15 protein-coding genes, 5 tRNA genes and 1 pseudogene are annotated in these 14,856 nt (G+C 31.4%); 12 read left to right on the forward strand and 9 right to left on the reverse strand.

The genetic code is table 11. The annotated features are described in order from the left end of the window. Positions 1 to 14 precede the first annotated feature (14 nt). Positions 15 to 1,073 carry a chorismate synthase gene (gene aroC, locus B4E59_RS02535; protein WP_291051151.1) on the forward strand — a complete coding sequence of 353 codons (1,059 nt, stop codon included), beginning with the start codon at positions 15 to 17 and terminating at the stop codon, positions 1,071 to 1,073. 54 nt (positions 1,074 to 1,127) lie between these two features. On the opposite strand, the gene B4E59_RS02540 is transcribed toward aroC, so the two are convergent. After that, complete coding sequence (locus B4E59_RS02540) at positions 1,128 to 1,808, reverse strand: LytR/AlgR family response regulator transcription factor (protein ID WP_291051153.1); 681 nt, start codon at positions 1,806 to 1,808, stop codon at positions 1,128 to 1,130. Further along, positions 1,795 to 2,535, reverse strand: coding sequence for a sensor histidine kinase (locus B4E59_RS02545; RefSeq protein ID WP_291051155.1), 741 nt, complete (start codon positions 2,533 to 2,535; stop codon positions 1,795 to 1,797). Before B4E59_RS02545 ends, B4E59_RS02540 begins: the two co-directional genes overlap by 14 nt. 469 nt (positions 2,536 to 3,004) lie before the next feature. Here B4E59_RS02545 and B4E59_RS02550 point away from each other — a divergent pair, with 469 nt between their 5' ends. After that, positions 3,005 to 3,835: a DUF5694 domain-containing protein gene (locus B4E59_RS02550; RefSeq protein WP_291051158.1), complete on the forward strand. Its 831-nt coding sequence runs from the start codon at positions 3,005 to 3,007 to the stop codon at positions 3,833 to 3,835. 201 nt (positions 3,836 to 4,036) lie between these two features. Here B4E59_RS02550 and rplI read toward each other — a convergent pair. The 3 genes and pseudogenes from rplI to rpsF all read right to left on the reverse strand — a co-directional run. Next, a pseudogene (rplI, locus tag B4E59_RS02555) lies at positions 4,037 to 4,534 on the reverse strand (50S ribosomal protein L9); the annotation flags it as partial. 21 nt (positions 4,535 to 4,555) lie between these two features. Continuing rightward, entirely contained in the window at positions 4,556 to 4,858 is a 303-nt protein-coding gene (rpsR, locus tag B4E59_RS02560; protein WP_019976570.1) for a 30S ribosomal protein S18, read from the reverse strand. An 8-nt stretch (positions 4,859 to 4,866) separates the two neighbouring features. Next, entirely contained in the window at positions 4,867 to 5,214 is a 348-nt protein-coding gene (rpsF, locus tag B4E59_RS02565) for a 30S ribosomal protein S6 (protein ID WP_038334492.1), read from the reverse strand. A 338-nt stretch (positions 5,215 to 5,552) separates the two neighbouring features. On the opposite strand from rpsF, the gene B4E59_RS02570 reads away from it, so the two are divergent. Then, positions 5,553 to 6,857, forward strand: coding sequence for an aminopeptidase P family protein (locus B4E59_RS02570; RefSeq protein ID WP_180904959.1), 1,305 nt, complete (start codon positions 5,553 to 5,555; stop codon positions 6,855 to 6,857). Between the two features lie 73 nt (positions 6,858 to 6,930). On the opposite strand, the gene pncB is transcribed toward B4E59_RS02570, so the two are convergent. Together pncB and B4E59_RS02580 are read right to left on the reverse strand one after the other, a co-directional pair. After that, positions 6,931 to 8,133: a nicotinate phosphoribosyltransferase gene (pncB, locus tag B4E59_RS02575; protein ID WP_280062556.1), complete on the reverse strand. Its 1,203-nt coding sequence runs from the start codon at positions 8,131 to 8,133 to the stop codon at positions 6,931 to 6,933. A 96-nt stretch (positions 8,134 to 8,229) separates the two neighbouring features. Continuing rightward, entirely contained in the window at positions 8,230 to 8,985 is a 756-nt protein-coding gene (locus tag B4E59_RS02580; RefSeq protein WP_286494656.1) for a hypothetical protein, read from the reverse strand. A 67-nt stretch (positions 8,986 to 9,052) separates the two neighbouring features. On the opposite strand from B4E59_RS02580, the gene hslR reads away from it, so the two are divergent. Beyond that, positions 9,053 to 9,466, forward strand: coding sequence for an Hsp15 family ribosome-associated heat shock protein (hslR, locus tag B4E59_RS02585; protein WP_180904955.1), 414 nt, complete (start codon positions 9,053 to 9,055; stop codon positions 9,464 to 9,466). Here hslR and B4E59_RS02590 read toward each other — a convergent pair. Both B4E59_RS02590 and B4E59_RS02595 read right to left on the reverse strand, forming a co-directional pair. Beyond that, positions 9,463 to 9,990 (reverse strand): shikimate kinase, encoded by a 528-nt coding sequence (locus tag B4E59_RS02590; protein WP_180904953.1) that lies wholly within the window; start codon positions 9,988 to 9,990, stop codon positions 9,463 to 9,465. The genes hslR and B4E59_RS02590 overlap by 4 nt on opposite strands. Before the next feature lie 2 nt (positions 9,991 to 9,992). Next, positions 9,993 to 10,598: a hypothetical protein gene (locus B4E59_RS02595; RefSeq protein WP_115001390.1), complete on the reverse strand. Its 606-nt coding sequence runs from the start codon at positions 10,596 to 10,598 to the stop codon at positions 9,993 to 9,995. Positions 10,599 to 10,896: 298 nt separating this feature from the next. Here B4E59_RS02595 and B4E59_RS02600 point away from each other — a divergent pair. The 8 genes from B4E59_RS02600 (at position 10,897) to B4E59_RS02635 (ending at position 14,791) form a co-directional block, all read left to right on the forward strand. Continuing rightward, positions 10,897 to 10,969 (forward strand) — tRNA-Lys (locus B4E59_RS02600). Between the two features lie 96 nt (positions 10,970 to 11,065). Further along, a tRNA-Lys gene (locus tag B4E59_RS02605) sits at positions 11,066 to 11,138 on the forward strand. 51 nt (positions 11,139 to 11,189) lie between these two features. Next, positions 11,190 to 11,262 (forward strand) — tRNA-Lys (locus B4E59_RS02610). A gap of 51 nt (positions 11,263 to 11,313) precedes the next feature. Further along, positions 11,314 to 11,386: transfer RNA gene (locus B4E59_RS02615), tRNA-Lys, on the forward strand. A 50-nt stretch (positions 11,387 to 11,436) separates the two neighbouring features. Then, a tRNA-Lys gene (locus tag B4E59_RS02620) sits at positions 11,437 to 11,509 on the forward strand. 140 nt (positions 11,510 to 11,649) lie between these two features. After that, positions 11,650 to 12,378: an AsmA family protein gene (locus B4E59_RS02625; RefSeq protein WP_291048664.1), complete on the forward strand. Its 729-nt coding sequence runs from the start codon at positions 11,650 to 11,652 to the stop codon at positions 12,376 to 12,378. 46 nt (positions 12,379 to 12,424) lie between these two features. Continuing rightward, positions 12,425 to 13,228, forward strand: a complete 804-nt coding sequence (locus B4E59_RS02630) for a translocation/assembly module TamB domain-containing protein (protein WP_291051162.1) — start codon at positions 12,425 to 12,427, stop codon at positions 13,226 to 13,228. A gap of 24 nt (positions 13,229 to 13,252) precedes the next feature. Next, entirely contained in the window at positions 13,253 to 14,791 is a 1,539-nt protein-coding gene (locus B4E59_RS02635) for an AsmA-like C-terminal region-containing protein (RefSeq protein ID WP_291048658.1), read from the forward strand. Positions 14,792 to 14,856 lie beyond the last annotated feature (65 nt).

Below are 14,856 nucleotides of genomic sequence, written 5' to 3' on the forward strand. Positions count from 1 at the left end.
ACACATATACTATTGTGAATACATTCGGAAGACTATTTAAAATTTCAACTTTTGGCGAAAGTCATGGTGTAGCGATTGGAGGTGTAATTGATGGCGTTCCAAGTGGAATCGAATTAGATTTTGATTGGATACAAGCGCAATTAGATCGTCGTAAACCAGGACAATCTGCAATTGTGACACAACGAAAAGAACCAGATACAGTACAATTTCTTTCAGGTATTTTTGAAGGAAAAACAACAGGTGCTTCTATCGGGTTTATTATTCCGAATGATAATCAAAAATCTCACGATTACGATCATATAAAAGACGTTTTTCGTCCTTCTCATGCCGATTTTACATACGAAACCAAATATGGTGTTCGCGATCATAGAGGTGGAGGAAGAACTTCTGCGCGAGAAACGGCTAATTGGGTTGTTGGTGGTGCTGTTGCAAAACATGTGATTCCAAATATCAATATTACAGCTTATGTAAGCGGAGTAGGTGAGTTGAAGTTGGATAATGATTATTCTACATTAGATTTTTCTAAAATTGAAGAAACGGCAGTTCGTTGTCCAGATCTAGAAATGGCAGAAAAAATGATTAATCGTATCAAAGAAATTCGCAAAGAAGGTGATACAATTGGAGGTGAAGTAACTTGTGTTATTCAAAATGTGCCAGTTGGTTTAGGTGAACCAATTTTTGATAAATTGCATGCACGTTTAGGACAGGCGATGATGTCGATAAATGCCGTAAAAGGTTTTGAATACGGCGAAGGTTTTGCTTCTACATCGATGAAAGGTTCAGAAATGAATGATCAATTCAACCAAGATGGAACAACAAGAACCAATTATTCTGGAGGAATACAAGGTGGAGTTTCAAATGGGATGGATATTTATTTCAAAGTTGCTTTCAAGCCAGTTGCGACATTAATGCAAGAACAAACGACGTTGAATGCTGATGGCGAAATGGTCGAAATGCATGGAAAAGGTCGTCATGATCCTTGTGTTGTTCCAAGAGCCGTTCCTATTGTAGAAAGTTTAGTTGCGATGGTTTTGGCTGATATGTTGCTGATACAACGAACAAGAAATATATAAATAACAAAAAACTCCAACTGTAAAAGTTGGAGTTTTTTGTTTTGCTTAACGCTTTTAACCAAAATCCTTCATTTCTTTTCTGTATGTTTCTCCAATTGGTAAAATTTTCTGATTGAGATAAACAGAATTACCATCTATTGAAGTTAAAAAATCAAGATTGATGATATACGAACGATGAATTCTTTTGAAATGATTTGGTAATTTTTCTTCGAAAGATTTCATAGTTTCTAAGACTAATATTTTTTCAGTTTTGGTATGAATTCGAATATAATCTTTCAAACCTTCAATGTAAATTAAGTCCGAAAAATTAATTTTTACTTGCTTTCCATCTGCTTTTACAAACAAATAAGTCGATAGATTTTTAGTTGATGTCGTTTGAAAAAAATCAACATATTTTTTTATAGAGGCATCAAAACGTTCTTTCGTAATAGGTTTCAATAAATAATCAACCACATGAAAATTAAAACTTTCTAAAGCATAATCTTGATAAGCTGTTGTGACAATGAATTTCTGAGAATGATCAAGGATTTTCATCAACTGAATTCCAGTCAATTCGGGCATTTGAATATCTGTGAAAATAAGATCAACTTTATTATTTTTGAGAAAATCAATTGCTTCAAAAACTTCAGTTGTTGCAAGTGAAACAATTAAATTTTCATTTTCAGAAGCATGTTTTTTCAATAATTCAACAGCTAAAGGTTCATCGTCTAAAATAATACACTTAATTTTCGTCATTTAATGGAATTTTTAAGTAAATATGAAAGGTTTCATAATCGTTTTTAATTTCGAAAGTATAATTATTTCCGAAATAATAATTCAATCTTTTTTTCAAATTCGTTAATCCAATTCCTGAAGTTTCATCTTTTTGATGTTGATTAATTTTATTTGAAACGGAAATCTCAAGGTATTCAGAATTAGTTTTTAAATTGATTTTAATTGGATGATTAATGTCTTTTACAACACCATGTTTTATTGCATTTTCGATTAAAGGCGAAATAATATATGGATGAATTAATTTTTTAGAATTCTCAATCAAAAATTCTTTTTCGACATAAAATTTTTCTCCATAACGAATCTGCTCCAAATCTAAATATTGATTGATGTAATCAATTTCTCGTTCAATTTCTATTTTATCTTTATTGGTTTCGTAGGTTGTAAAACGCATAATTGCACTCAAATTTTCGATTGCTTTTAACGAATGAGGAGAATTTACACTCACCAAACTATAAATATTATTGAGTGTATTAAACAAAAAATGAGGATTTATTTGAGATTTTAAAAAAATAATTTCAGCTTCTTTTTTCTCTTTTTCAATGATGTTATTTTGTTTTAGTGTATGGATTGAATGAAATGTCATCCATAAAAAAAGTGACGAAAAAACGATAAAAGAACCATAATGTAAATTGTCGTAAATGTAAAAACTAATCGTTGTTCCTTCAAAATAATTGACTTTATGGAACAAAAAATCTGTAATAATTTGCTCAATAAAATAACGAACAATAATGAATGTTGTAAAGGAACATACTATAGAGAATAATATCGATTTCCAATTTATTTTTTTAAGAAAATAGGGGGCAATAAAAAAATAGATAATAAAAATTGTAATTAACTGAACAATATACATTGTTGATGCAAATAATGTAATTGATTTAAAAAATGAATTTCCGTTAGTTAGATTAACTAATCCAATTGTTATGTAATCAAACAGAATGTAAATAACCCAAAAACCTAAAAGTATAAATACGCTTTTTTGATTTGAGAAGCTTAAATTTTTTTTATCATCTTCCATTGTTTTTGTTTTTTGTAAAATTAGATTCTTTTCTACATAAAAGTGAAGTGATTCGTCGATTATTCAAATGGGTTAGTCGATAAATAAAAGTCAATTTTTTCAGAATCATAGAAATTTGAATCATAATTAAAAATTAACTCAAATGAAAAACTTATTTATTGCAATTGCTACATTTATTGGTACTATGAATTTATCTGCTCAAACAAAATATCAATTTCAAACAAAATTTGATGATGCTATTCCAGTTCTTAATATGGGAACTTTTCACATGGGATATACTCCAGATGCAAGTACGACTGAATTTGATGAGAATAACCAAGATAATGTTCGTCAAATACATGAAATAGCAAAGCAGATTGCGGCTTTTAAACCTACAATTATTTTAGTTGAACAAAATCCTTCTCGCAATAAAGTGTTGAATAAACTTTTTCAAGATTATTTACTTAATCCTAAAATGAAGTTTGAAAATCCAAACGAAGTTGAGTTATTGGCTTATGAAGTTGGGAGACTAAGCGGATCGAAGAAAATTTACGGAATTAATTATCAAGAAGATTATCTTTATATGCTTGGTGATTTGTTGAAAGAGCAAGATGATTCGATTACATTCAAAAGATACATTGAAATGTTCCGAAATAATGAATCGAAAAATGGAGTAACAAAAAAAGATGTAAAATTAAAAGAGTTATTGCAGTACTATAATCAACCAGAATTTTTAGATTTTTCTGTTGCAGTTAATGCGGATATGTTAACGACGGTTTCATACAAAAAATATCCAGTAGGAGCAGAGCAAGCGGCGAAATATTATCATAGAAATTTAGCCATGTTCTCAAATATGAATAATGTGCCAATAACAAAAGACGATCGTATTTTTGTATTAATGGGAGCTACACATACGGCTTTCTTTAAAGATTTCTTACGACGTTCACCAAAGTTTAAAGAAGTAAATACGTTAGATTATCTAATAAAAGCATAAAAAAAACCTCGCAAATTGCGAGGTTTTTTTTATATAGTTGAATAATAATTATTCTTCTGTAGATGGAGTTTCTTCTGTCGCAACTTCTTCAGATACTTCCTCTTTTTTCGCTTTCTTGTCGTTAGCGTAAATTGGGTTATCATAGTTGAAGAAAGAACCTTCTTCTTTAGTAGCATTAGCTGCTTTTTGAGCATCTAATTTAGCTAATTCTACTCTAGTTTTAGCAGCTTCTTCAGCAGCTTTGATAGATGCAGCATCTGGTACAATTTCAAATCCGAAATCTACTTCAACATCTCTGTGGAAACGAACTTTAGCTTCGTATTTTCCTAAACGTTTGATAGTATTTCCAGGGATTCTAATGTTTTTCTTCTCGATTTCAACACCAGCTTTTACTAAAGCTTCTGCTAAATCTGCATTGTTGATAGATCCAAATAATTTGTCTCCAGAACCAACTTTAGCGTCGATTTTAACAACTAAACCATCTAATTTAGCTGCTTTTTCTTTTGCTGCAGCGATTAATGTAGCTTCTTCTGCTTTACGAGCTTCTAAAACTTCGTTTAATGCTTTTACGTTATTTGGAGTTGCAACTGATGCTAATCCACGAGGGATTAAGAAGTTACGTGCGTATCCAGGTTTTACTGAAACAACTTCAAATTCAAAACCTAAACCTTCTACATCTTGTCTTAAAATTACGTTCATGATATTTTAATATTTAGGTTATTATTTTAATTGATCACCAATAAATGGCATTAATGCTAAGTGACGAGCTCTTTTGATCGCTTTAGAAACTTTTCTTTGGTATTTTAAAGATGTTCCTGTGTAACGACGAGGTAAAATTTTACCTTGCTCATTCACGAATTGAATTAAGAAATCAGCGTCTTTATAGTCAACGTATTTGATTCCAAATTTTTTGAAACGACAATATTTTGAGTTTGATTGTGTTTCGATATCTAAAGGAGATAAATAACGGATTTCTGATTCGCTACCTCCAGCTGCTTTTTTTGCTAAATCGTCAATTGCCATAGCTTTGCTTATTTGTTAGAGTTAGACTTTAATTTTGTTCTACGTTTTTCTGCCCAGTCCATACCGTGTTTGTCTAATTTCACAGTTAAGAAACGGATTACACGCTCATCACGTTTGTAAGCAACTTCTAATTGAGAAACTAACTCGTTATTGTCTGATTTAAATTCTACTAAGTGGTAGAATCCATTTCTTTTGTTTTGAATTGGGTAAGCTAATTTTTTTAAGCCCCAGTTCTCTTTTGCTACGATTTCACCACCGTTAGCAGTAACAAAGTCATTGAATTTATTAACTGCTTCCTCTACCTGAGAATCAGATAGAACGGGAGTCAAAATGAAAACAGTTTCGTAATGTGTCATTTTTAACTTCTTTTAAGTTATTATTTATACTAAAATTCGAGGTGCAAATATATAAATAATAATCCAAATATTACAAATGAATATTTATTGAATTTTTATTAAAACCTTATTTATTGAATATTATCGTTTTATCATATTGATCTTCAAAAAATATTGACTTTTTTTAAAAAAAATTTGCAGTTTAAAAAAAGTAGCTTACATTTGTCAACATAAAAGGCTAATGGCTTTTTCATAGGTTTAGGTTGGTTAAGGTTAAAACCCTCGTTTCTGCGAGGGTTTTCCTTTTTTTTCTAAAAACATCTTCTTAAATTTGGTCATAATAATTAATGTAAAATTTTATGACAACAAAATACAATCCTATTCCAAGCGAGTTATTCGTAAAGAACAGAGCGAAATTTGTAAAAGCAATGAAACCTCGTTCTCTTGCTATTTTCAATTCTAACGATATTTATCCAATTTCTTCAGATTCTACGTTACCGTTTGCACAACATCGTGATATTTTTTATTTATCTGGAGTTGATCAAGAAGAATCTATCTTATTAATTTTTCCTGACGCTTACGATCCTAAATATAAGGAAGTATTATTTGTTCGTGAAACAAACGATCATATTGCAGTTTGGGAAGGAGAAAAATTATCAAAAGCTCAAGCAACAGAAGTCTCTGGAATCAAAACTGTACTTTGGTTACAAGATTTACCAAATGTTTTGCGCAAATTGATGGTAGAAGCAGATAATGTTTATGTAAATAAAAATGAGCATTATCGTGTAACAGAAGCACCTCAAGTAGAAACGCGCGAAGATCGTTTTGTAAAACAATTGAAAGTAGATTATCCTGGACATACTTATTTACGTTCAAACCCTATTTTGCAACGTTTACGTTCTGTAAAAGAACCAGAAGAAATTCAATTGATTCAACAAGCGTGTGATATCACAGAAAAAGGTTTCCGTCGTATTTTAAATTTCGTAAAACCTGGAGTTTGGGAATTCGAAATCGAAGCTGAGTTTGTTCACGAATTTCTTCGTAATCGTTCAAAAGGTTTTGCATACACGCCAATTATTGCGTCTGGAAATAATGCAAATGTGTTACATTATATTCAAAATAATCAAGAATGTAAAGACGGTGATTTGATTTTGTTTGATGTTGCAGCTGAATATGCAAATTATTCATCAGATATGTCACGTACAATTCCAGTTAATGGAAAATATACAAAACGCCAACGCGAAGTTTATGACGCAGTTTTACGTTGTAAAAAAGAAGCGGAAACGATGTTAGTTCCTGGGAATAATTGGTACAAATACCATGAAGAATTAGGAAAAGTTTATACTTCTGAATTGTTAGGTTTAGGTTTGTTGGATAAAGCAGATGTACAAAATGAAGATCCAGCTTGGCCAGCTTACAAAAAATACATGATGCACGGAACGTCTCATCATATGGGATTAGATACACATGATTATGGTTTATTGACTGATGATTTTGTGGCAGGAATGGTTTTCACAAACGAGCCAGGATTCTATATTCCAGCAGAAGGTTTTGGAATTCGTTTGGAAGATGATTATGTAATTCAGAAAGAAGGAAAACCTTTCAACTTGATGCAAAATATTCCATTAGAAGCAGAAGAAATCGAAGATTTAATGAATAAGTAATCTTTCATTATATTAAATGATAACAAAAATGGAACTCAATATTGAGTTCCATTTTTTATTTTAAAGAATATTCTTAATCATTTTCTGGCGCATCATGTGATGGAATGTCATCTAAATCTAACATTTCTTTTGCAAGAGCAATCATACGTGGCGTTCCGGTATGTTTATTTTTTTCGTCCGAAAGTTTTACAACACCTGTCCATTTTATATCAATAGAAGAAATTTCGGTCAATTTCATCACGATATTCATAGGTTTTAAATCAGTGTCGTTTGTTAAGTTGGTTCCAATTCCAAATGATAATCCAATTCTTCCTTTGAAAGCTTTTGTAATCATTTCCACTTTTTCTGAATTTAATCCATCCGAGAAAATAATCGTTTTGAATAAAGGATTGATGCCCATTTTTTCGTAATGCGCAATTGTTTTTTCTCCAAACTCAATCGGATCTCCAGAATCATGACGAACACCATCAAATAATTTAGATAATTTTTTATCAAATTGTCCAAAGAAAACATCCGACGTATAAGTGTCAGTCAAAGCAATTCCTAAATCACCATAATAAACTTTTACCCAACGATCTAAACTGATTGAATTCGCGATTTTGAATCCGTAACGTGCACCATGAAACATAAACCATTCGTGAGCGTGTGTTCCAATTGGTTTTACACCATATTTATGCGCAAAGTGAACATTCGAAGTTCCAACAAAGCTTTTTCCTTTATGGTTTGTTAATTCTTTCATTACCACATCATGAACTTCGTAACTGTGACGACGACGGGTACCAAATTCCGCAACTGTAACGCCAAGACGATTGTATAAATCAACTTTATCGCTTGTACGTTTTGTGATTTCTTCGTTAGAAATGCGTTGCGCATTTGTTAATTTATAGAAAATTTCACTAATCAAACACAAGATTGGAACTTCCCATAAAATAGTACGATACCAATATCCTTCTACGTGAACTTCTACATCAGTACCGTTTTGAGTGATTTTTACTTCATTTGGATCATAGCGATAACCTTGCAAAAAATCTAAATAAGCAGGACTTAAATAAGGGCAATTTATTGTGAAAAAATTTTTTTCGTCTTTGGTTAAAGAAAGCGAAGCCATTGCATTGATTTCTTTTTGCAGTTCTTCCGCAAAACCTTCAGGAAATTGATGTTCACCACGGTTAATGAATTTATAGCGCGCCATTACATCTGGATACAATTTTGTAACGCCAAATTGCATGGTGAATTTATAGAAATCGTTATCGATAATAGATTTTATTATACTCATTTTTTAGGTTTAATTCTAATACATTTTGAAATTTAAAGATAAAAAAAAACCATCAATACAGATGGTTTTTGTAAGATTATCTTATTTTGAAGATAATTATTCTGTTGTTCTTTTTTCGATTTTAGGTAATTCGAAATTGAAAATTATAGTTGCATCTCTATAAGCTGAAAATTCAGTCAATCCTGTGCTTGTAACATAATATTTGTTTCTCGCATAAGCTAAACGAGAAGGTAAAATAATTACACCTTGAAAGTTATACAAGTCAGTTGTAGCACGTTCAGTTGTTTTGAAATGTTTTAATCCTTCTACAAAGTTTTTTAATTCGATGTGTTCTCTTTTTACCCCATTTTTAATTTCAGTTGCTGTTGGTGTAAAGTAATAAAAAGTTGGATCTTGCGTAGCAGAACCATCTCCAGTATTTATACTTGAGTAATAAAACTGATCCAAAGAACCATATTTTCTTTTGTAGTCTGTACTATTTGTTGCAACAAAATATGTTGAAATAGAACTTAGATAAATAGAAGTACTATCATTAGAAATAATAGTTTTTCCTGTTCCTTTATGATTAGGATTTTCGGCATACCAAATTCCTAATTCATCTTGCTTTGCTAAAGATTTTAATGTTGGATAAGCATCATCTTCGTTTCCTTTGATGGTATCAAATTTTGTAAGTACACCTTTAGAGTTGAAGTAAAAATCTTCCATGTATTGTTGAATCGCTTCATCATCTAATGCATTACGTTCTTCAACTGGAATCTTAGTTTCTTTATTCACACCGTTATCATCATCATTATTACATCCTACTAAAACAGCAGAACATGCAATTAAAGTAACGAAGAATTTCTTTATCATGTTATTTCGATTTATATTGCGAATTTAGAAAAAATATTAGTTTAACCTAACAAATATTCAGTTTTAAATGAGATTAGATAAATTTCTTTGGAGTGTTAGATATTATAAAACGAGATCTTTAGCGGCTGATGCGGTTAAAAAAAATCGTGTAAAAGTAAATGGAGATGTAGCAAAAGCGTCGCGAGATATAATTCCAGGTGATGCGATTGAGGTGAGAAAAGATCAAATAAATTTATCTTTTAAAGTATTGCAAGTGCCAAATAATAGAATTGGAGCTAAATTATTAACCTTACATATTGTGGATACAACGCCAAAAGAAGAATATGATGTGTTAGAGCTTCGTAAACTTTCGCAAGATTATTATCGTGAAAGAGGTGAAGGTCGACCAACGAAAAAAGATCGTCGAGATTTGGATGATTATTTAGAAGAGGGAGGAGAAGATACTGAAGGTATCATTATAAAAGGAGAAGATTTGGATTAATTCCAAATCTTCTCCTTTTTAAGATGTTTCATAATTTCGTCCAAAATCTCTAATGTACTTTGGTTTGAAATGCTGATTGTATATTTTGCCTTTTCATAATATTGATTGCGTTCAAATAAATGTTTCGCAATAAACTCCATCATTTCTTCATTAGAAAGATGAGCAATTAAAGGTCGAGTTTCTTTTTTATTTTCCAATCGTTTCACCAATTGCGGTAATTGTACACGCATGAAAAATGAAATTGAATTGTTGGCAATCTCATTCATATTATCGTAATAAACAGGAGTTCCACCGCCTAAAGAAAGCACAATGTTTGTTGAAGTCAGAACTTCTTTTAAGGCTTCTCTTTCTTTTTTACGAAAACCTAATTCGCCTTCTTTTTCAAAAATCTCACTAATTTTTGTTTGATATTTATTTTCGATAAAATCATCAAGATCGATAAATTCGAAACCCAATGCTTTGGCTAAATCTTTTCCGGTAGTCGATTTTCCGCTACCCATATATCCTACTAAAGAAATAATCATGATTAGTCTACTGGTAAGTCTTCTGAATAAAAAATAGTTAATCTCGCATATCCATCAAACGTATCAATTTGATATGAATACGTATTCTCCAAACGTCTTGCATCATAACGTTCAACATTATAAGTTACTTGATAATCTTCGTTAGTAACGATTGAATTTGAATGATGGTATTTAGATTTTGGCGCATCTTTTTTGATTTCTGCTCTATATTGATTCAAGAATTTAATAGGAAAAGAATATGTTAATTTATAAACAATCTCTTGCGAAACCTGTATTGCTGTTATTTTATTCAAAAACATCGTTCCTTGATTATTGTTTTTAATCTTCAAAGAATCTAAACGATCTGAATTTTGAATGTATAAATTTTTTCCAAGTTTAGAAACCTTGAAACAACGATCATTCAATTTTTGATGAATAATCTGTGGTTGATCTTTTATTAATTCCTTTAATTCTTTCAATGCAAAATTAGACAAATGTGCATCTTTTGTTTCCTGATTACAATTGTTTGCATATTCAGAATCGGGTACGTCTGCCTCTGGGTTGTCAGATTTTTTACACGACACTATCGAAAACAAAGCAATAATAATATATAGTATATTCTTCTTCATTCTAAAATTTCAATCTTTAAATAGCGTTCCGAAAATAATTTCGGTTCACATAGATTTAGATTTGCTGGATGACAAATATAGTATATAAATCATTTATCAAATATATAAAATGATGTTTCTATGGCTTATTTTTTCAGTTTTCTTATCCGAAATTCTATCTTTCAAAAAAAAACTAAAAATTTATCTAAATTTAAGTTCTTAAAACCGAAATGATTAATTAATAAATTGTAAAAAACTTCACAAAACGTTTGTTAAATTAGTATTAAACGCCCTATATTTGCACTCGATTTAAGAAACCGACCTGGTAGCTCAGTTGGTAGAGCACAACACTTTTAATGTTGGGGTCCTGGGTTCGAGCCCCAGCCAGGTCACTTAGTCAAAACGTTCTTTTTTATATAAAAAAATAAAAACGTCTTTCGTTTTGTAAACTCAGATATAATCGTATATTTGCAGTCCGAAAAAACGGAGACCTGGTAGCTCAGTTGGTAGAGCACAACACTTTTAATGTTGGGGTCCTGGGTTCGAGCCCCAGCCAGGTCACAAACTTCTAGTTATTGAGAAGTCTAAAAACAATAACAACTCCAAAATGGAGACCTGGTAGCTCAGTTGGTAGAGCACAACACTTTTAATGTTGGGGTCCTGGGTTCGAGCCCCAGCCAGGTCACTAACTTCTAGTTATTGAGAAGTCTAAAAACAGTAACAACTCCAAAACGGAGACCTGGTAGCTCAGTTGGTAGAGCACAACACTTTTAATGTTGGGGTCCTGGGTTCGAGCCCCAGCCAGGTCACAAACTTCTAGTTATTGAGAAGTCTAAAACAATAACAACTCCAAAACGGAGACCTGGTAGCTCAGTTGGTAGAGCACAACACTTTTAATGTTGGGGTCCTGGGTTCGAGCCCCAGCCAGGTCACAAGAAGCCAAACAGAAATGTTTGGCTTTTTTTATGCAAAATAATTGAGGTCAACATGATAAATGTTGCGGTAAATATATATCGTATTGTTTCCGATTAACTTCTATTCTCAGTTACTTTGTTCAACCGATTTTATGATTATGAAGAAGAAAAAAACAGTTCTCTCAAAATTAATGAAGGTAATTAAGATTACTGGATTTTCTTTGGGAGGAATTATATTAGTTTTATATGTTTCGCCTTATTTTTTTAAGGATCAAATTAATGAAGGGATAAAAAGTATTGCCGAAAATTATGTGAAAACTGAAATTGAATTCAAGGATTTGGATATTTCGTTTTTCAATCATTTTCCTAAGCTAACGGTTACCCTAACGGATTCTTCAATCAAAGGTTCTACGCCATATCAAACCGAAAATTTAATCTCTGCGAAAGAAATTGCACTTGGTGTAGATGTCAAAACGTTGTTTGATGATAAAATAATTTTTAATGAATTATTTATTACAGATGCAACGATTAATCTGAAAATAGATAGTTTAGGTCGTAATAATTTTGATATTGTGAAGCCTTCTGATGAGGTTGAAAAAGAAGAAGAATCGAGTGTAGGATTAGCGTTGAATAATTTTAAAATTGCTAATTCTAACTTTTTATACGATGATCAATCATCTAAAACCTATTTAAAATTAGATCAATTTGATTACGATGGACTGATAGATTTTACAGAAAATCAGTTAACATTAAATGCAAAAACGGATATCAAAAATGTCAATTTTAGTTTTGATGAGCAGAAATATGTTAAGAATTTACCTTTAAAAGGAAAAATCAATTCGAAAATTGATTTAAATAATTTATCTTTTTATTTTACTGAAAAATAATCTCGAATTAGGTCAATTTCCTTTTTCGTTGAAAGGTTCTTTGTTGATGCCAAATGAAAGCAAAGTTTTTGATTTAACAATTTCATCAGAGAAAAATGATTTGCAATATATTCCTGCGATTATTCCAGAAGCGTACCAAGAATGGGCAAAAGAAGTGGAACTGAAAGGTTCTTCGACGATTCTCTTTACAATGAAAGGAATAATGAATGCGACGACAAATCAGAATCCTGATATTCATATTGATGCAAAAATTGATGATGGATGGATGAATTATAAGAAATCATCTTCTCCAATCAAAAATATAAATCTTGTTTCTACTGTTGATTTACAAGCGTTGGATCCTGATAAAATGCGTGTGAAAGTGGATAATCTTGATTTCAAATTGTTAGATGGAACAACTAAAACTAATTTCACGTATTGGGCGGGAAAAACAATGTTTTCGGAGGGAATTATCGAGTCAAGTATTGATTTGGAAGCCTTGAAAAATGCAACAGGTTTCAATCAATTTGACGCAAAAGGAATTCTTGATATGGAAGGAAGTTGGAAAGGTTCAATCGTTCAAAATGCGAAAAATCCTTTAAAAAAAATTCCAACGTTTTATCTAAAAGCTAATCTTGAAAATGGTTATTTCAAAATGAATGAAATGCCTGCGGCTTTGGATCACATTAATTTGGATTTGACGATGAAAAATACAGATGGAAATATCAAAAATACGTCTGTTTTGGTTCATAAAATTGATGCAAAAGCGATGGATAATTATATGATTGGACGATTAGAATTGAAAAATCTGAATAATTTTCCGATTAATGCAGATTTTGGTGCTAAAATTCATTTAGAGGATATCATCTAAATTTATCCAATAAAGAATATTGATATGCGAGGCGATTTGCTTGTGAAAATGAAAGCAAACGGAACGTATGAGCCAAAACGTAAAAAAGTTCCGGTTTCTAATTCGGTCGTTATTTTGAAAAATGGTTACATCAAATTACATGAATATCCGAATTTACCTTTAGAAAATATTACGGTAGAAACGCATATAAAATCGGGTAGAGGTTCGTTTAACGATTTGTCAATAGATGTTTTGCCAATCAAATTTACGTTGGCTGGAAAACCATTTATGGTGAATGCAAATCTGAAGAATTTAAACAATTTAGATTATCGAGTTCATTCAAAAGGTGAATTGAATTTAGCGAATATTTACAAATTATTTCCAATCGAAGGTTTAGATGTTGATGGATTAATTGAAACTAATTTTGGTGTAAAAGGAAATAATGGAGCGCCTTTGGAGAGTTTTCAAAACAAAGGTTTTGTGAAAATTCAGAACATTAAGATTAATACAAAATTCTTTCCGAGCAAATTTGTTATCAAGCAAGGAGATTTCCGATTTGAAGGAAGTCATCTGACTTTTAAAGATGTAAAAGCGCGTTATAAAAAGAATGTTTTTGTATTTGATGGAGATGTTTCGAATTATATCAATTATGCGTTAAAAGATAATGAAATGCTAAAAGGAACGATTAATTTCAAAACAAATCGTGTCAATATTGATGATTTTATGGCATTTAATACCGAATCGACAGCGACTAACTCGATAGCTGCGGAAGAAGGTGTGGTTTTGTTGCCGAAAAATGTAGAATTATCGATAAAAGGTCAAGCAAAAGAGGTTTTATTTAAAGATATTACGTTGCAAAATTTCGAAGGAGATTTAGGTTTGAAACAAGGGAATCTTGAACTTCAAAATACTAAATTTAATTTGATTGGTTCTGAATTTACAATGAACGGAAATTATGTGCCAACAAATGCGAAAAAAGCGAAGTTTAATTTTACTGTAAAAGCCAGTAATTTCGATATTCAGCGCGCTTATCACGAAATTACGTTGTTTAGAGAATTGGCAAGTGCAGCGGAAAAAGCGCACGGGAAAGTTTCAATGGATTATCAGCTCGAAGGTGATTTGGGCGCAGATATGTTCCCGAAATTGAAAACCATAAAAGGTGGAGGGGATTTTACGTTAGAAGAAATTAAGTTTTTAGGATTTAAAGTATTCAATTCGGTTGCAGAAAAAACGTCGACAGATGCGTTGCATGATGCGAATGTGAAGAAAGTGACGTTCAAAACGAAGATCGAAAATAATGTAATTACGATAAACCGTACGAAATTCAAAATTGCAGGTTTTCGTCCACGAATAGAAGGTCAAGTGACGTTAGACGGTTATATGAATCTTGGTATGCGACTTGGTTTGCCTCCATTTGGAATTATCGGAATTCCGATCAAAATTACTGGTCCAGCGGATACGTTTGAGGTTGAAGTGGGGAAATATCATAAAGAAGATTTGAATGAAACGGATGACGAATTTGATGAATATCAAAAATCATTAGAAGAAGAAAAGGCAAAGCAAGAAGCTGTTCAAGCCAAATAATAAATATAAAATCCTTCAGAATTTCTGAGGGATTTTTTCATTATAAATAGTGTCCCGTCCTGAAA

It is taken from the genome of Empedobacter sp. UBA2044 (assembly GCF_002333005.1).
In the GTDB taxonomy this organism is placed as follows: domain Bacteria; phylum Bacteroidota; class Bacteroidia; order Flavobacteriales; family Weeksellaceae; genus Empedobacter; species Empedobacter falsenii_B.